The organism is Janthinobacterium sp. GW822-FHT07A03, from assembly GCF_058798815.1.
In genome coordinates this window covers 1,189,868-1,205,633 of record NZ_JBXAKW010000001.1, presented here as the reverse complement: position 1 = coordinate 1,205,633, position 15,766 = coordinate 1,189,868, and the positions used below count along the sequence as shown (strand labels likewise).

Annotated in this window: 15 protein-coding genes; 2 read left to right on the top strand and 13 right to left on the bottom strand. The window is 63.9% G+C overall.

The window, feature by feature from the left end:
- Nucleotides 1-12: 12 nt before the first annotated feature.
- From AC1RJW_RS05450 to AC1RJW_RS05390, 13 genes are all read right to left on the bottom strand, one after another.
- Nucleotides 13-408, bottom strand: a complete 396-nt coding sequence (locus tag AC1RJW_RS05450; RefSeq protein WP_493044089.1) for an MSHA biogenesis protein MshK — start codon at nucleotides 406-408, stop codon at nucleotides 13-15.
- Complete coding sequence (locus AC1RJW_RS05445; RefSeq protein ID WP_493044087.1) at nucleotides 393-1,127, bottom strand: type II secretion system protein M; 735 nt, start codon at nucleotides 1,125-1,127, stop codon at nucleotides 393-395. The genes AC1RJW_RS05450 and AC1RJW_RS05445 overlap by 16 nt, the downstream gene beginning before the upstream one ends.
- Nucleotides 1,124-1,831 carry an MSHA biogenesis protein MshA gene (locus AC1RJW_RS05440; protein WP_493044085.1) on the bottom strand — a complete coding sequence of 236 codons (708 nt, stop codon included), beginning with the start codon at nucleotides 1,829-1,831 and terminating at the stop codon, nucleotides 1,124-1,126. The genes AC1RJW_RS05445 and AC1RJW_RS05440 overlap by 4 nt, the downstream gene beginning before the upstream one ends.
- Nucleotides 1,828-2,772 carry a type IV pilus biogenesis protein PilM gene (gene pilM / locus AC1RJW_RS05435; RefSeq protein WP_493044083.1) on the bottom strand — a complete coding sequence of 315 codons (945 nt, stop codon included), beginning with the start codon at nucleotides 2,770-2,772 and terminating at the stop codon, nucleotides 1,828-1,830. Before pilM ends, AC1RJW_RS05440 begins: the two co-directional genes overlap by 4 nt.
- Nucleotides 2,773-2,940: 168 nt before the next feature.
- Complete coding sequence (locus AC1RJW_RS05430) at nucleotides 2,941-6,678, bottom strand: LamG-like jellyroll fold domain-containing protein (RefSeq protein ID WP_493044081.1); 3,738 nt, start codon at nucleotides 6,676-6,678, stop codon at nucleotides 2,941-2,943.
- A 23-nt stretch (nucleotides 6,679-6,701) separates the two neighbouring features.
- Nucleotides 6,702-7,145 carry an agglutinin biogenesis protein MshP gene (locus tag AC1RJW_RS05425; protein ID WP_326459733.1) on the bottom strand — a complete coding sequence of 148 codons (444 nt, stop codon included), beginning with the start codon at nucleotides 7,143-7,145 and terminating at the stop codon, nucleotides 6,702-6,704.
- Nucleotides 7,142-8,041, bottom strand: coding sequence for a prepilin-type N-terminal cleavage/methylation domain-containing protein (locus tag AC1RJW_RS05420; protein WP_493044079.1), 900 nt, complete (start codon nucleotides 8,039-8,041; stop codon nucleotides 7,142-7,144). Before AC1RJW_RS05420 ends, AC1RJW_RS05425 begins: the two co-directional genes overlap by 4 nt.
- Nucleotides 8,038-8,667 carry a prepilin-type N-terminal cleavage/methylation domain-containing protein gene (locus tag AC1RJW_RS05415; protein WP_493044077.1) on the bottom strand — a complete coding sequence of 210 codons (630 nt, stop codon included), beginning with the start codon at nucleotides 8,665-8,667 and terminating at the stop codon, nucleotides 8,038-8,040. The genes AC1RJW_RS05420 and AC1RJW_RS05415 overlap by 4 nt, the downstream gene beginning before the upstream one ends.
- The gene (locus tag AC1RJW_RS05410; protein ID WP_493044075.1) at nucleotides 8,654-9,232 is read right to left on the bottom strand and encodes a pilus assembly FimT family protein; all 579 of its coding nucleotides are present in this window, start codon (nucleotides 9,230-9,232) and stop codon (nucleotides 8,654-8,656) included. The genes AC1RJW_RS05415 and AC1RJW_RS05410 overlap by 14 nt, the downstream gene beginning before the upstream one ends.
- A 129-nt stretch (nucleotides 9,233-9,361) precedes the next feature.
- Nucleotides 9,362-9,835, bottom strand: a complete 474-nt coding sequence (locus AC1RJW_RS05405) for a type II secretion system protein (RefSeq protein WP_493044073.1) — start codon at nucleotides 9,833-9,835, stop codon at nucleotides 9,362-9,364.
- A gap of 60 nt (nucleotides 9,836-9,895) precedes the next feature.
- On the bottom strand, nucleotides 9,896-10,447 hold the full coding sequence (locus AC1RJW_RS05400) for a type IV pilin protein (protein WP_493044071.1): 552 nt from the start codon (nucleotides 10,445-10,447) through the stop codon (nucleotides 9,896-9,898).
- Nucleotides 10,444-11,676, bottom strand: coding sequence for a type II secretion system F family protein (locus tag AC1RJW_RS05395; protein ID WP_493044069.1), 1,233 nt, complete (start codon nucleotides 11,674-11,676; stop codon nucleotides 10,444-10,446). The genes AC1RJW_RS05400 and AC1RJW_RS05395 overlap by 4 nt, the downstream gene beginning before the upstream one ends.
- Nucleotide 11,677: 1 nt before the next feature.
- A complete protein-coding gene (locus AC1RJW_RS05390; protein ID WP_493044067.1) occupies nucleotides 11,678-13,381 on the bottom strand; it encodes a GspE/PulE family protein in 1,704 nt (567 codons plus the stop codon).
- Between the two features lie 208 nt (nucleotides 13,382-13,589).
- Between AC1RJW_RS05390 and AC1RJW_RS05385 the strand changes: the two genes are divergently transcribed.
- Both AC1RJW_RS05385 and AC1RJW_RS05380 read left to right on the top strand, forming a co-directional pair.
- Complete coding sequence (locus tag AC1RJW_RS05385) at nucleotides 13,590-14,318, top strand: ABC transporter ATP-binding protein (RefSeq protein WP_493044065.1); 729 nt, start codon at nucleotides 13,590-13,592, stop codon at nucleotides 14,316-14,318.
- Nucleotides 14,315-15,706: an ExeA family protein gene (locus AC1RJW_RS05380; RefSeq protein WP_493044063.1), complete on the top strand. Its 1,392-nt coding sequence runs from the start codon at nucleotides 14,315-14,317 to the stop codon at nucleotides 15,704-15,706. The genes AC1RJW_RS05385 and AC1RJW_RS05380 overlap by 4 nt, the downstream gene beginning before the upstream one ends.
- Nucleotides 15,707-15,766: the final 60 nt, after the last annotated feature.

Below are 15,766 nucleotides of genomic sequence, written 5' to 3'. Positions count from 1 at the left end.
CCCGCCTTGTGTTTATTGGGTGACATGAACCTGTTTCCTTCGCACATGCATTGCATCATTCGCATCGACCGCCTTCGGATACAGCCGCAGCGTTTCCAGGGTCTTGCCGCGCCGCAACGTCACGCTCGCCTCGCCGATGCCGACGACGACTGCGCCGCCCACATTGTCGCCCGCGCGCACGCTGCGGCCGTCGATCACGGCCAGGCGCCGCCCGCCGGACTGATTCGAAATCAGCACCGATTGCAGCTGCGGCCGCGCCGCGCCGGCAGACGCCGCACTGCCCTGGACGGGCGCCGCATCGGGCGGCCGCGTGGGATCGGACAGCTGGGCAAATGCCCCTGGCGCCAGCGCCAGCAGCGCGCCCGCAAGGGCGGCACGGCAACCGGCGCGCATCACAGGGCGATCCATTTTTCGTCCAGGCTGAGCGTGTACAAGGTCAGGCTCAGCGTGGCATTCGGATACTGCTCGACTTTCATGTTGACCTTGCCCCAAAACACATGGGCAGGCATGGCCTCTACGGCATTCATATAATTCACCATATCCAGGTAATTTCCGCGCAAGACAATTTCCACGCCATGACGGTACAGCACGGCAGGCGACTTCGCCGGCTCGGACTCCGCTGGCGCTTGCCCGGCAGGCGCGGGAACGGCGGCAGCTGCGGACGCCGGCACCGCCGGCTTTGCGGCCACATGGCCGCCCTGTCCCATGGCGCCGGAAGGCAGCGTGGTCAGCGACACCAGGCGCAGGTTGGCCTGCTGTTTCAGCAACTGCTGCAGCATCGGCACGATGCGCTCCGGCGCCACCAGGCCATTTTGCGTCGACTGCAAGGCATGCCGCCTCTGCTGCACTTCCTGCCTGATCCGTTCGAGCCGGACGCGGTCCTGCTGGTCAGGGTCGCCCGCATGCGCGGCCATCCTTTGCGACACCTCAACATCGGTGGCCGCGACGGCCTGCTGCCGCTGGGCAATTGTATCGGTCAGCGCCTTGCGCCTGGCTGACTGCGGATCGACGAACAGATAGAAGACCATGAAAATCAGCAGCGCCGCACTGGCACCAAAGACCATGGCCCGTTCCCGCACGCTGAGCGCATCAAACTTCAGGGCAAATTTTTGCCATTGCTGTTTCATTCTTTAACCGTCCCTGCGCCGCTGGCCGGGGCCGCCGACGATTGCAAACTGAATTCGATAAAGCGCGGCGCCGGTGCTGCCACGGCAGCGGCCGGCGCAACGCCCGGCAACGCCGGCACAGCGGCCGGCGCCGGCGAGGCAGTCTGCGCAGCAAGCTGGGCGCTGGCCATATCCAGGCGCGCGAACGATTTTCCCTGCAAGGCCGGCTCCCGGGACAAGGCGAGGATGTACTGCGGCAGCAAATCCGGCTGCACGACCCGCCCCTGCAAGCCGATCTCGCTGCCGGCGCCGGCGATGCTCGCGCCCGTCAGCCACAAGCCATTGACCCTGGCGCGCGCAAACGCGCGGAAATAGTCGGCATAGCCGTTTGTATTGCCCAGTTCGCCGCCCTGCAGAATCTGCCCGGCTTCCAGCAAGGCGCTGCGGTCGGCTTCGGCCTGGCGCAGCGCGCCCGCGATCAGCGGGTCCTTGCCGGGCACGGGAAACCGTGCAAACACGTCCGTGCGCCGCGCCTCGCGCGCGTCGAGCATGAGCTTGGCATCGGCCGCTGCCTGCTCCAGCGTAGCCACCTGGTGCGCGCCATACCAGACCAGCACGGCACTGACGGCGGCGATCAGCCCCAGCCCCTGCAGCATGCCCACTGCCGACAGCGCCTGCTTCTGTTTTTCAAAGGCAGGGTTGAATAGATTGATTTGCTGGCTCACGCTGGCATCTCCTCCTGCCGCAGGGCCGCACCCAGGGCCAGGAAAAAGCGCGCCTGGCCGCCAGCGGCCAGCAGATCCGGCACCTTGGAAAAATCAAACAGGTCCGCCAGGTCCAGCGCCTCGACCGGCATGTACAGATTGTCCGCAAGGTAAGCATGCAGACCATCGCTGCCAGTGGGCGCGAGCACCAGCCTGGCAACGGTAATAAAATGGAATTGACGGTCGAAATGGTCAAAGGAACGCTGCAGTTCCAGCGTAATCTTGTCGTAATACTGCTGCCGCTGGGTGTCGCCGGTCTCGGCCAGCTGCGCCACGGTCACGTCGATGCGGCGCGCCAGGTACAGTTCGCCATCGGACGTCACGGTCAGCAGCCCTCCTTCGCCATCGAAAGACAGCATGGCCAGGCCGCGGCCCTGCGTCTCCATCAAGCCGGCGATATTTCGCTGGGCCATTTCCGGGATATCGATGACCGACAGGGCAATCTTGCATTCGCCATACAGCGCCTGGCGCTGGGATACGGCGCTGTTGCGCGCCGCGACGGCGAACAGCGATTGCGCGCGGCCCGGTCCGTTCTTGTCGCCAGGAATATCGACGACATCGACGGTGGCATCCGCCGCCGGAAAGTCGATCATGTCCTTCAGGCGCCAGCGGACGGCAGTCTTGAGCTCTTCCGGCGGCACGTTCGGCGCGTCGATCATCAGCAACTGATACTCGCCCGCACCGAGCAAGGTGGTGCTGCGGTAAGACTGGGCATGCACGTCCCGGTTCATTTTTTCCAGGGTGGCCGCAGGCAACGGCTTGCGGCCGGCATACATGACCGCCGCCTGCACCAGCGGCTTGTCGTCCGCACGCCGTTTGACCACGGCGGCGCACACACCTTCCGCCGAAAATGATGTCGCCAGCCAACCCTCGTGTTTTTTTGCTTTTGCGAATAAACCCATGCCACCGATCCAGATAATGAAATGCTACGACAGCGGTGCCGCCCGAATGATGCATTCAATCAATTTTAATTCATAGCAGGTAAGAACAGGTTAAAAAAGAAACAATTGACAACATATTTTCAGGAAAACACCACGAATGTCACGCTACCCCGAAAAATCGCGCGCCCTTCAATATATTTCGCGCGTGTACAGCATGAAGTCGCTCTTGAACGTGCCGATGGTCTCGCGCGCCTGTCCCGGCAAGTAGGGAATCAGCGACTGCAGCGTGAGCGTGCCCTTTTTCGTCACTGGCGCGGCGGGCTTGGCCATCAGCACGCTGCCGCTGCCCTGCTGCAGCAAGCCACTGTCGGACGGCAAGGTGGTGGCGGCCGGCAACTGGGCGTCCGTCAGGTTGAGGTAATTGTTCAAGACGAAATTCTTGCGCAGCAGGGCCGTGCAATTGTCCAGCGTATTGGCGGCAAACGCGCTGCCGTTCCAGTATTGCGCCGCCAGGGGCACCAGCAGCGCGCGCTGTTCCGAACCGTACATATTGTTGATGCGCAAACGGCCATGACGCAGCCGGGTATCGCCGACAGCGACGCTGGCGGCGGGCGCGACCGCAAGACCATTCACGCTGGAAATGAGCGCGCCATCGCTGTCGCTGATGCCCACCACCAGCGAAAAATCCTCATACGGGCCATCCTGGCCGCTGGCCAGCCGGTTAAAGCTGTGCAGTACCGTGATGCCGGTCGCGCCGCTTGGAATGTCCTGCTGCAAGCCAGGCGCGGCCAGCGTAATGGTGCCGGCGCCGGCAGTGCCGGCCTGCACCGTGTAGATGGCGCTGTCGCCGCCGAACTTGATCAGTTCCCCCGCCGACAGGCCGCCGCTGCCGGCCACCGCCACTTGCGTGCTGCCGGCGGCATAGGCGGCGCCGTCCGTCGAGTAGGAACGCCCGCTGCGCCCCTGGCTCCACGCGAAGGCGGGCAAGGCCGGCGCCAGGCGGCCGATGGACAGCGCCGCGCCGGCATTCGCCGCGCCCACGCTGACGCTGGCGAGTGCGGGATAGCCGCTGCCATAGCGCGCCAGGATCTGGTTGCTATTGCTCAATGCCGTCGCGCCCAGCACGATGCCCAGTTCGCGCTGGCCCATGTAGGTAAAGTCGCCGCAGGCGCCGGTCAGTGCGCCCGTAAGCGCATAGTGGTCAGGAAAAAAGCGGCCGAAGACGGGCGCCGGAGTTTGCGCCTGGTTGGCGATATTGCAGCCGAACTTGCCATTGACGGCCGTATTGCTGCTGCTGCCGATCACGCAGTCGCCGGGCTGGTCGACGCTGGTGTAGGCATTGTCGAGCACCGCCTCGGGCAGCATGCGGAAGGTGCCGACATCGCCGTAGCTCACGCCGCTGCTGCTGGCCAGGCCGCTGGCCAGCACCGCCTGCCCCAGCGGGAACGGGCTGGCGTTGGATGTCGATGCCAGGCGGTCCGTGTAGTCGGTGGCACTGAGGAAACCGGTGATTTTCTGGCCGGCAACGGAATTGTCGACCAGCGGCGTGCCGTTATAGCCAGCCGCGGCAGCAGCACTCAGGCTAAACTGGGCGCCCGCCGCCAGGCTGGGCGAGCCGCTCAGGCCGCTGTTACTCATATTGGAGCTGAGCGTGAACTGCTGTGGCCGCACCGCAAAACTGTCGGTCGAGCAACCCACATTGGCGGTGCCGCACACGGCCGCGGTGCAAGTGACGCGCACGCGCACGTCGCGGTAGGCGCTGTACCGGGGCGCCACGGCGCTGATGGCGGTGGCCGGGATGCTCACGTTGGTGCTCGAATAGCCGCCCGTGAACGCCACCAGCCCCAGCGGAATCACCGCCGTCTGGGTAAGCGGGCAGTTATTCGCCCCCAGCGCCACGCCGGTGGCGGTATTGGCCAGCAAATCCACCGTGGCCGCGCCAGCGAACGTCGTTTCCAGACTGGCATCGGTCTTCAGCTTGACCAGGTCGAGCTTGAAGGCCGTGTCGGCCAGCTTGGTATTCAGCCGCGCATAGCTCAGGCTGCTGGTGCTGGGCACGCAACGGGGCGACGTGGCCTCGCAGGCGTTGAAGCGCGCCACCGCGCACGCCTTGATCACCAGCGACTGGTCTTCCTGCTCCGTGAACTGCCCATCCGTCACATTCACGCTGACGGTGGCGGCCGTGCCGCTGCTCAGGCCAAACACCGCCTGGTACTCGCCGTTGAACAGATAGGTCGCCACGCCGTCGTTCAGCGCGCCATTGGCAAGCACGCCATAGCCCGAGATCAGGGCCCAGTCGCCGATGCCGTTCGAGGTACTCAGCTGGATTTGCGTGGTGTTGTTCGGCATCACGATATTATTGTGATTGACGTCATGCGCCGTGACCGTCACCGTGCTTTGCTGGCACGTCAGGCCCGTGCCCGTATTCGTCACCGCATAATGATTCAGGCAGCCTGCCTGGCTGAGATTCTGGTCGCGCTGCACCAGCGCCAGGCCGCCCTCGTAATTATAGGCACGCAATTCGTCGATGGCGCCGTCGGTGGAGTTGCCGCTGCCGTTCTGCCCCGTGAATGCGCTGCGGTTGTCGCCGATAAACAAGGTCCCGATGCGCGGCGACACCACCGCCGCCGTGGTAAATGCCGTCTCCTTTTGCAGCACGCCGTCGACGTATATGCGCAAGTGGTCGCTATTGGCGGCGGCAAGCGCATTGAAGCTCCAGCTGACGGCGATATGCTTCCAGGTGCCGGCGGCCACCGTATTGGCGGCCGTTTCCACCGTACGCTGGTTGCCCAGGCTATCCGTGACGACGAAGCGCAAGGCGCCCGTGCTGCGCCGCACAAGAAAAAACCATTCATTGTTCATCTGCGTGGCGTCGAGCAGCTGCGCATCGCGCGCGCCGCTGCCGGACCAGGCCGTATTGGCCTTGTACCAGAACGTGATGGTGCCGGCGCCGCCCATGGTGCCGGGCACGGACAGGGCGCTGTCGATGGCGTCGATGGCCGCGGCGCTGGTATTGAGGGGAAAGCTGGCGGCACGGCAGACGCGGCCGGCGGCGATGGTCTGCGCGCCGCCCAGCACCGTGCCGTCGCGCCCGTTACCGCTGGAATCGCTAACTTGCCCAGGCGTATTGTTCCAGCTGGGCTGCTCCATGCGGTACTCGATCACGGGGCGGGGAATATAGAACTTGATGGCCGAATTGCTGACCGGAAAGCCTGTCTGCGGCGTGTCGTAATCGTTGCTGTCGGCTTGCCAGCCGATCTGTCCCAGTTTGGCGGAAGGCCCCGCCACTGCCGCGCCGTACTGGTAGATGAATTCGCCGTTTTCCTGCAAGATCAATTGCAGGCTGTAGGAGCCGGTCGGATTGGCGCCCGTCGTCCACTCCGGCACATTATTCCACGTCACGACAAAACTGCGGTATGGCGCCGTGCCGATGGTTGCGTAGCTGACATAGCAGGTGGCGCGGCTGGCGCAGGCGGTATTGTAAGTGGGCAATTCCAGCTTCGAGGTGGGATCGAGGTCGTTGCCATAGATGCGCATGGTGTAGTTCAAGCTGCTGTCCGGATAGGGCAGCGTCTGGACGGGGCTGCCGTAGCCGCACGTGACGTTGTTGTTGAACTGCACCCGGCCATTCGTCATCACGCGCAGGCTGCTGAAGGCCACGCCCGAATACATGAAGCTGAATCCGATGGGCAAGGCGTCGCTGAGGGTGTCGTCAAGGATGGGCGGCGTGGTGCCGCAGCCGGTGGCGCCATTGAATTTGTACGGCGAGGTGTTGTAGCCGAGCCTGGCATGATTGCTGGCGTCGATCCAGTTGTAGGCAAAACTGGTATTCGCGTACGTCACCGCGTGTGCCGGGGTGCAGCACAGCATCGCCAGCAAGACCAGACGCCCCAGTGCATGTATCCATACTGCCGTGACTGCCTGCATGTCGCTCCTTTGGTTTGCCTTGCCTAGAACTCCGCCTGCACGACGCGCTGCACGTAATCGGGATGATTCGTGGCGTTGGCGGTGGCGCAAACGCCGCCAACGGGCTGATTGCAGCCCGTGGCGATCACCTGGAAGCGCGGTACCGCGCCAGCGGTCTGCGTGCAGCGCACGGTGACGGAAAAACCGCTTAGCGCGCCAGCCGCGGGCAAGGCAAAGCTGCTGCTGGCGGCGCAACTGTTATTGACGCGCTGCTGGGACAGCCCCCACTCCATGCCGGCCCGGGCCGCCTGGTAGGCGCGCGCCCCCTGCACGTCCAGCGCCGACTCGGCATGCTGCATGGTCGAGATGGAAACCAGCGCCGCGCCCAGCGCGGACAGCACCACCAGCAGAAAGATGGCGGTGATGATGCTGAAGCCGCGCGCCGGGCGGCGGCGCGGCATGGGGGTGGCGGTAGCGGATATCGTCATGGCGAATTATTGACCTGTGCCTGCTGCACCAGCGTGATCTGGCCGGCATTGCTGCCGGGCGCGCCCAGGGTCAGGCCGATGCTGACCAGGCCGCGCTGCAAGTTGGGCAGCGTTGCGAAAGAAAAACCGCAGCCGGCGACCTGCATCGCCATCAACGCTGCCGACGGCGCGCTATTGAGCGGTGCGGCGGTGGCGCTCACCGGCTGGGCGGGCTGGATCGCATAGCCCGCATAGCGGGTCAGCGTACCCGTGCCGTTCGCATTCGGCGCGCAGTGATAGGTCACGACCGTACTGACCACCTGGAAACGATAGCTGAGGGAAGGCATGGACGGCGTTTGCGCGACAAAGGGGTTATTGGCCAGCGTGACATTGTTGCCGCTGATGGAGGCGACTTGGGCGCGGTTGCATTGCCCGCTGCAGTTATAGGCATCCACGGGAGGCTGGTCGCCCAGATTATTGACGACGATAAAGTCGCCGGCCACGATGGTCTGCAAGCCGGCAGGCACGGCGCCGACGATGGTAAACACGTTGGCATTGGCGACCGGCGTGCTGGGATCGAAGGCCAGCACATTGCCCGGCGTCAAGCTGAGATTGTCGTCTTCCGACAGATAGCGGCCGCCCGTCTTCGTCAGCAGCAGCTCCAGATAGCTGCCACTGCCGTTGCTCGTCACGCGCACGCTGTTGGGCAGCGCCAGGCGCACGTCGCGCGCGATGCGGCGCGCCGCCATATCGGCGGCATCGGCCAGTTCGGCCCGGGCGGCCACGTCCAGGTAGCCTTGCACGGGCGCGCGGATGAATACCGTCACCATGCCGGCCACGATGGCCGTGATGATGATGACCACGATCAGTTCAATCAGGGTGAAACCGCGCTGCCGGTGGCGTAAAAAAGTCATCATGGGACGGCATTTCCTGCGTAGCGCACGCGGTAGCCGGCCAGCACCAGTTGCTGATTCGTGCCATAAGTCACGGTGACAGTGACGCGCAGCACATTCATATTGACGGGCGTGGCGCCCGAAGGCAAGGTGGCGCCTGCCGGCCCCAGTCCCGCATCGGGGCTGATGGCCACGCTCACCGCATAGCCCGCAGGAAAGCTGTTGCCGGCCGCGTCGGTCGTGTAGCTCACGGGCGTATTGAACGCGCGCACGTAGTCGCTGACATTGTAATAAGGCCGCCCCGTGGCGGGCACCGTCGCGCTGACATTCTGCGGCGTGATGCAGCCGGTGGGATTGGTGGCACTGTCGAACGGCGCGGCATTCGTCGCCGCATCTGCGGCCGGATCGGCGACCGGATCGCAAAACGTGAAGCGCGCCATGGCCACCTCTTCCAGCATGCCCTCGGCCAGCGCCAGCGCCTGCTTGCGCAATTGCGGGTCGGCGCTGCTGGCCGTGGTGCGGCTGAAAATCTGCAGCAGCCCCAGCACGGCGATGGTGACAATGACAATAAAGATGACCAGTTCGATCAGGGTCACGCCGCGCTGCCCTGCCCTGCGCAACGGCAAGACGGCTATCCTAGTAATGGACATAGCCAGTCTCCCCTTCGACGATGATGTTGCGCGTCATGCCGCCGCCGCTGACGGCGATGCTGACGCGCGCGGGAAAGCTCGATATGGGCTCGGCGTCGCCCGCCTTGAAAGGACGACCCAGGGCATTGAAGTAAAAGGCGGCGGCATTCGCCGGCACGCTGTAGCTGATATTGCCGGGCGCCGCTTCGCACAGCCACGCCGTGGTATTGGCGCAGGCGGCCAAGGTGGCTTTGCGGCCGCTGTTGCCGCCAGCGGGCGGCAAGACGCGGTTGGGCGCGTCGCAGGCTGTATTGAAACACAGGGCGATGCGGGTGCCGTCGAGCTGCACGAAGACGGGCCGGTTTTGCGCGATCGCCAGTTTTTGCGCATAGCGCAGCATGCTCACGTTCTGATCGGCAAAGCTGCGCGCGTCAAAAGTATCCTGCTGAAAGAAACGGGGAGCGGCGACGGCAGCCAGCAGCCCACCCACCACCAGCACGGCGATCAGTTCGACCAGGGTGAAGCCGCGCTGCAGGCGCCCACGATTGGCAGGCCCGGCAAATATCAAACCTGCTGGAGACAGCATCGTGTACTCGCACCTATGGCAATGGGCGGCATGCCGGCTGAAACATGCCAGGAAGAATAAAAACGCCTGGCAAGCCAGGCGCATCTCCTGCGGCGCGAATTACCGCCGCGGCAGGCGGGAACTACGTCCTTAACAATTTGGAGAGGGAGTGGCAGGCGCAGCACTCACGACCGCCGCGGCAGTGGCCGTAGCCGGCGTATAGGTAAACGCGCAGGCAAGATGGTTGGCATCGGCGGCGATCGATACCGGCGCCGTGCCCGTGACATTGTAGTCGCCCAAGCCACCGGCCGCCAGCAGGATGCCGGCCGCATCAGGATAACCGTTCGCCATGGTGATGGTCGTACCTTCCATTACCACAGGAGGAATTGTGCCGACGGCAGCATTGTTGACCAGCCATTGCGCATGGGCCAGGGAAGCGGCGGCCTGCACCGTGGCGCGAGCGCCGTTGACTTTCGCCAGGCGTGCATCGGCCGACAGATTGACAAAGCGGGGAATCGCGGTGGCCGCCAGAATGCCCAGGATGACGATGACGACGACTAACTCGATCAGCGTAAAGCCCGCTTGGCCACCTTGTTGAAAACGACGAATTGACTGCAGTTTCATGCTGATCTCCAAAAAATCAAAAAAACAATGCTGGCAAAATTTGCCGGCAGAATAAAAGAACTATTTCAGCCCGCCCGCATCACCAAGCTGTATCAACGCCACTTCAGGCGCATCCACCGGGGTTGAGGGCTCGGCTCGGGTAGCGGACGCTTGCCGCAAGCTTACCTTGAATTGAAGCAACTCGGAACGGCCAAGGCCGAAAGTGTTGCTTCGATTTAATACATATATCAATTCTGCATTACTTCTATCAAAAAACCAATGTCTTTGGGGAAGTTTTTCCAACTCCGGCGCCGCATATTCCCCCAAATAGTTGGGCGGCTTCTCGGCCAGCCAATCGAAGGGGTTTTTTCCCGCCAGCGCAGGCAACTGATTTTGCCGGTCAGCCGCATACAATTCCAGCGCTTTCATGCGCAGACCCGCGCGCAGCGCCAACACCGTTTGCTGCACGGCGACCCGTTCCGCTTCCTGCTGGACCGCCACCAGTCGGCTCAGCAGCACGGTCGCCAGCACGGCAATGACGGACACGGCAACGGCCAGTTCAAACAGGGTGAACCCCGTCTGCCCTGCCCTGCCTGCCGCGCTGTTGTTTTTTGGCAAAATGCGCGGCCTCATTTATGCAGGGCCACCTTGCCCAGATCCCACACCGGCAAGAAGATGCCCAGAGCCAGCACCAGCACCATGGCGCCAAGAAAGGCGATCAGGATGGGTTCGATCTGCGCGGACAAGGTCTTCAATTCGTAATCCACTTCCCGTTCGTACATCTGGGCGATTTCATTCATCAAATCATCGAGTGAACCGGACTCTTCGCCGACGGCGATCATCTGCAGCACCACCGGCGTGAAGACGCCCGCCGTCACCGAGGTGCGCAAGATGCTGTCGCCGCGCTCGACGCCGTCGCGCATCTGTTCCACGCGGGCGCACAGATACGCATTGTCCACCGTTTGCGACACCACCGTCAGCGCCTGCACGATGGGCACGCCGCTGGTGCTCGACAGGGCGAAGCTGCGTGCGAAGCGCGCCATGGTGCCTTTCAGGATGATCTTCCCTGCAATGGGAAAACGCAACTTGTAGCGGTCCCACGTGTAACGCCCCCTGACCGTGCGCAGCCAGGCCCGGAAAGCGGCTATCGCGCCGATAGTCAGTAGCAGCAGCATAGGCCAGTACGCCACCATGAAGGCCGACGTGGCGATCAGGATGCGCGTCATCAAGGGAAGTTCGGCGTGAAACGTGGCGAACACTTTCACGAACTGGGGAATCACGAACATATTCACAATGACCATGGCGATGATCATGGCCACGATCACGAAACTGGGGTAGCGCGTGGCCGACTTGACGCGCGCGCGCATGTCGCGGTCGAATTCCAGGTGGTCGAACAGGCGCAGGAAGACTTCATCGAGGCGCCCCGTCATCTCGCCCACGCGCACCATCGACAGATAAAACGGCGTAAACACGGCGGGATGGCGCGCCATGGCGGCCGACAGCTCGCGCCCCGCATCGAGCGATTCGCGCACGTCCTTGATGACGCGGCCGAACGCGGGGCTGATGGCGGACTCCTGCAGGCCGGCCAGGCCGCGCATGATGGGCACGCCCGCCTTGAGCAGGGTGTACAGCTGGCGGCTGAACAATTGCACGTCCATCGAGCTGACTTTTTTCTCCGTCAGCCGTTGCCACCAGCCGATATCGGCGCCGGTGGTGGCGGCCTTTTTGGTCACCAGGATTTCCACCGGCGTCGCGCCCGTGGAAAACAACTGATCGGCCACGGCGCCGCTGTCCGCGCCCTCCATCACGCCGGTCAGCAGTTCGCCGCTGGCATTGCGCGCCTTGTAAGCAAAAAATGCCACGTCAATCCTCGCTCTGGTTGCTGATGCGCATCGCTTCCATCACCGTCGTGCGTCCCTGCACCACCAGCTGCACGGCGTGACGGCGCAGGGTTTCGCCCGCCATCTGCGCCGTCGCCACCTTCATGAAGTGCGATGGATCGGCATGGTTGGCGGCGTCGGCCACGGCGCGCGTGATTTCCAGCAATTCGTACACGCCCGTGCGGCCCCGGTAACCCATGCCGTTGCAGTGCGAGCAACCCTTGCCGTGGAAATACTGGTTGCGCTCGACCAGCTCGCCCAGTTCCAGGCGCAGCCATTCGTATTCGTTCGGTGTGGGCGCGTACGGCGTGCTGCAGCTTTCGCAGATCACGCGCACCAGGCGCTGCGCCAGCACGGCTTGCAGCGAACTGCCCACCATGTAGCGGGGCACGCCCATGTCCATCAGGCGCAGCGGCGTGCTGATGGCGTCGTTCGTATGCAGGGTCGACAGCACCAAATGACCCGTCATGGCGGCGCGCAAGCCGATCTGCGCCGTTTCCTGGTCGCGCATCTCGCCGACGAGCACGATATCGGGATCCTGGCGCAGGGCCGAACGCAGCACCCTGGCAAAGTTCAGCTCGATTTTGTCGTTGACTTGCACCTGGTTAATGCCGGGCAAGCGGTACTCGACGGGATCTTCCACCGTAATCAGCTTTTTTTCCACCGAATTGAGTTCGGACAAGGCGCAATACAAGGTCGTCGTCTTGCCGCTGCCCGTCGGCCCCGTCACCAGCACCAGGCCGTTCGGGCGGCTGACGATGGCGCGGAACTGCTGCACCAGCTTGGGCGGCATGCCGATGGCGTCCAGGCGCAAGGTCGTGCCGCCCTGGTTCAGCAGGCGCATCACCACCGATTCGCCGTACTGCGTCGGCATGGTGGAAATACGCACGTCGATGCGCTGGTTTTTCACGCGGATGGCGAAGCGGCCATCCTGCGGCAAGCGTTTCTCGGAAATATCGAGGTCCGACATCAGTTTCAGCCGCAGCGCCAGCGAACTGGCGATCTTGCTGTCCGCTTCCGTCTGCAGGTGCAGCACGCCGTCGATGCGGAAGCGGATCTGCAGCCGGCCTTCCTGCGGCTCGATGTGGATGTCCGAGGCGCGCACCTGCGTGGCATCCTCGAACACCGATTGCAGCAGCTTGACGATGGGCGCCTCTTCCAGGCCCGGATTGGCGGCCAGCGCGCCGAAGTCGACGGACACGTCGCCCAGGTCCTGCTCCAGCTCGCGCGTCAGGGTCGAGATGTCTTCCGTGCGGCGGTAGATGCGGTCGATGGCGGCCAGCACTTCCGTTTCATTGACCACGGCCAGTTCGATATGGCGCTTGACCAGGCGCGAGATTTCATCGTACGCGAACAGGTCCGTGGGATCGGACATGCCGACCAGCAAGCCCTCGCGGCGGTCTTCCAGCACCAGCGCGCGGAAGCGCCGCGCCTGGGTCTCCGGCAGCAGCCGCACCAGTTCGGGATTGATGTTGAAAAACTTCAGATTGATGTAGGGAATGTCGAGCTGGCGCGCCAGGGCGCCCGAAATCTGCTCTTCCGTGACGAAGCCGTGCTCGACAAAAACGCGGCCCAGCTTGCGTCCCGAACGCTTCTGTTCCGTCAAGGCCTGGCCCAACTGTTCTTCCGTCAGCAATTTCTGCTGCACCAAAATTTCACCGAGCCGGACTTTCTCTGGCCTTGCCATGCTTGCTCCTCGACAAATTCTTCAGACAATACACGCCATCGGCGTGCGCAGGTATTTTATTCCAGAACATGTTGTTTCTTAAAGAAAATACATTGCGTCGCTTGATTTTTGCGCATTTCAACACTCTGCAAGGAAACACTTGCCCCCCGCCTGCGCCCGTGACAATAATGGCGGTCGTTCACCGTCTTGCCTGCCAACCATTGCCCCTATGAACGCCTGCGCCATCGAGTTCCACAACGTGCATCTGCATCTGGCAGGCAGCGCCGTGCTGCGCGGCGTCGACTTGCAGGTGCGCGCGGGAGAACTGTTCGGCCTGGTCGGCGTGAATGGCGCTGGCAAGACTTCCCTGCTGAAATGCCTGCTGGACTTCTGCACTCCCGAGCGGGGAGACATCGCCATCTTCGGCCAGCCGCACCGGCACGGCGCGGCGCGCCAGCCCCTGTCGTTTCTGCCGGAACGCTTCCAGGCGCCGTATTACCTGACGGGCGGCGACTTCCTGCGCTACCTGGCGCGCCTGCACAATGTGCGGCCCGATGCGCAAGCCGTGCAGCAGGCGCTGGGCGCGCTGGACTTGGCGCCGGACGTCCTGCAGCGCCCAGCGCGCGCGTATTCGAAAGGCATGATGCAGAAACTGGGGCTGGCAGCCTGCATGCTGTCGGGCAAGCCGCAACTGGTGCTGGACGAACCGATGAGCGGACTCGACCCGAAGGCGCGCGCACAGTTCAAGCAAGTGCTGCGGCAAGCGCGCGCACAGGGCCGCGGCGCCCTGCTCACCTCGCATGCGCTGGCCGACGTGGAAGAATTATGCGACCGCATGGCCATCCTGCATGGGGGCCGCATCGTATTTGCGGGCACGCCTGTCGAATGCCGCGCCCGTCATGGCGGCGCGGCAGACGCCAGCCTGGAACAGGCTTTCCTCAATTGCATCGCGACATGAACGGTCCCGATCAGGCGCCCCCGGGGCGGCCCTACGCGCCCTCCCCGCACGGCATGTACCTGCGCCATTTCGGCTTGCGCACGGCGCCGTTCGGCATTACGCCGGACCCCGCCTTTTTTTATCCCGGCAATACGCGGGGCGAGCTGCTCGACGCGCTGCTGTATGCCGTCATGCAAGGCGAAGGCATCATCAAGCTGACGGGCGAAGTGGGCAGCGGCAAGACCATGCTGTGCCGCATGCTGGCCGAGCGCTTGCCGCCCCAGGTCGACGTGCTGTACCTGCTCAACCCCCGCCTGGAGCCGGACGACGTCCTGTACGCCATCGCCGCCGAACTGGGCCTGGAACTGGACGGCTGCCGCGCCGATGCCGTGCTGCGCGCCCTTCACGGCGAATTGATCGCCCGGCATGCGGCCGGACGCCAGGTGCTGCTGCTGGCCGAAGAAGCGCAAGCCATGCCGGGCGCCACCCTGGAAGCGCTGCGCCTGCTGACGAACCTGGAAACGGCCAGTCACAAGCTGCTGCAGATCGTCCTGTTTGGCCAGCCGGAATTGCAGCACACCCTGGACTTGCCCCAGTTCCGCCAATTGAAGGAACGCATCACCCACAGTTTTACCGTGCCGCGCCTGCCGCAAGCCTTGCTGAACGACTATCTGGCGTGCCGTTTGAGCGCCGCCGGCCGTGCGGCGCCCCTCGTCTTCACCCCGGCCGCGCTGCGCCGGCTGGCACGCGCCTCGCAGGGCATCGTGCGCAGGGTCAATATCCTGGCCGACAAGGCCTTGCTGGCCGCGTTTGCGGACGATGCGCAGGACATCCGCGCGCGCCACGTGCGCATGGCCATCGCCGACAGCCCCTTCCACTGTCCGCCCTGGCACGCGGGCAAGCTGCTGGCGAGGGTCTTGAGCGCGCTGATGCTGCTGCTGGCTGCTGCGCTGCTGTGGCAATGGCTGACGCCGGGACTGACGGCAGCTATCTCGGCCCCGGCTGCCGTCCCACGCGCACCGCTGCCAGCGCCATCGACGCTGCTCGACAGCAAGCTGGCCGAATCGCGCGACTGGCTGACACGGCAAGGGCCGCAGCAACTGGTGCTGCAAATCACCAGCCTGCCCGCCACCGAAACAGTCGCGGCGGAAACTTTCCTGCGGCAAGCACAGCAAGCCATCGGCTTGCGCGACATCCACGTGTTTCGCCTGCCTGGCGCAACGCCCGCGAGCGCCGCCGCGCGCCTGGTCATCGTCTACGGCAGCTTTGCCGACCGGGCCAGCGCCGATGCCGTCTGGGCCAGGATCGCCCCCACGTCGCCACGGAAAATATTGCTGAACGACATAGATAGTATCCGCACGGAAATGAAAGCCACGGCAACGGTACAAACGGCGCGTGGCACCCCCTGACTTTATTTCGGTATATTGCCTCCAGGGCCCGCACACGCGATTGCTTTTAGGCGATCATGC

Excerpts from the sequence above, each read along its gene's own strand:
- AC1RJW_RS05390 (WP_493044067.1), bottom strand. The coding sequence starts at position 13,381 with ATGGCAAGGCCAGAGAAAGTCCGGCTCGGTGAAATTTTGGTGCAGCAG.
- AC1RJW_RS05445 (WP_493044087.1), bottom strand. The coding sequence starts at position 1,127 with ATGAAACAGCAATGGCAAAAATTTGCCCTGAAGTTTGATGCGCTCAGC.
- AC1RJW_RS05420 (WP_493044079.1), bottom strand. The coding sequence starts at position 8,041 with ATGATGACTTTTTTACGCCACCGGCAGCGCGGTTTCACCCTGATTGAA.
- AC1RJW_RS05380 (WP_493044063.1), top strand. The coding sequence starts at position 14,315 with ATGAACGGTCCCGATCAGGCGCCCCCGGGGCGGCCCTACGCGCCCTCC.
- AC1RJW_RS05450 (WP_493044089.1), bottom strand. The coding sequence starts at position 408 with ATGGATCGCCCTGTGATGCGCGCCGGTTGCCGTGCCGCCCTTGCGGGC.
- AC1RJW_RS05405 (WP_493044073.1), bottom strand. The coding sequence starts at position 9,835 with ATGAAACTGCAGTCAATTCGTCGTTTTCAACAAGGTGGCCAAGCGGGC.
- AC1RJW_RS05385 (WP_493044065.1), top strand. The coding sequence starts at position 13,590 with ATGAACGCCTGCGCCATCGAGTTCCACAACGTGCATCTGCATCTGGCA.
- AC1RJW_RS05410 (WP_493044075.1), bottom strand. The coding sequence starts at position 9,232 with ATGCTGTCTCCAGCAGGTTTGATATTTGCCGGGCCTGCCAATCGTGGG.
- AC1RJW_RS05425 (WP_326459733.1), bottom strand. The coding sequence starts at position 7,145 with ATGACGATATCCGCTACCGCCACCCCCATGCCGCGCCGCCGCCCGGCG.
- pilM (WP_493044083.1), bottom strand. The coding sequence starts at position 2,772 with ATGGGTTTATTCGCAAAAGCAAAAAAACACGAGGGTTGGCTGGCGACA.
- AC1RJW_RS05400 (WP_493044071.1), bottom strand. The coding sequence starts at position 10,447 with ATGAGGCCGCGCATTTTGCCAAAAAACAACAGCGCGGCAGGCAGGGCA.
- AC1RJW_RS05415 (WP_493044077.1), bottom strand. The coding sequence starts at position 8,667 with ATGTCCATTACTAGGATAGCCGTCTTGCCGTTGCGCAGGGCAGGGCAG.
- AC1RJW_RS05430 (WP_493044081.1), bottom strand. The coding sequence starts at position 6,678 with ATGCAGGCAGTCACGGCAGTATGGATACATGCACTGGGGCGTCTGGTC.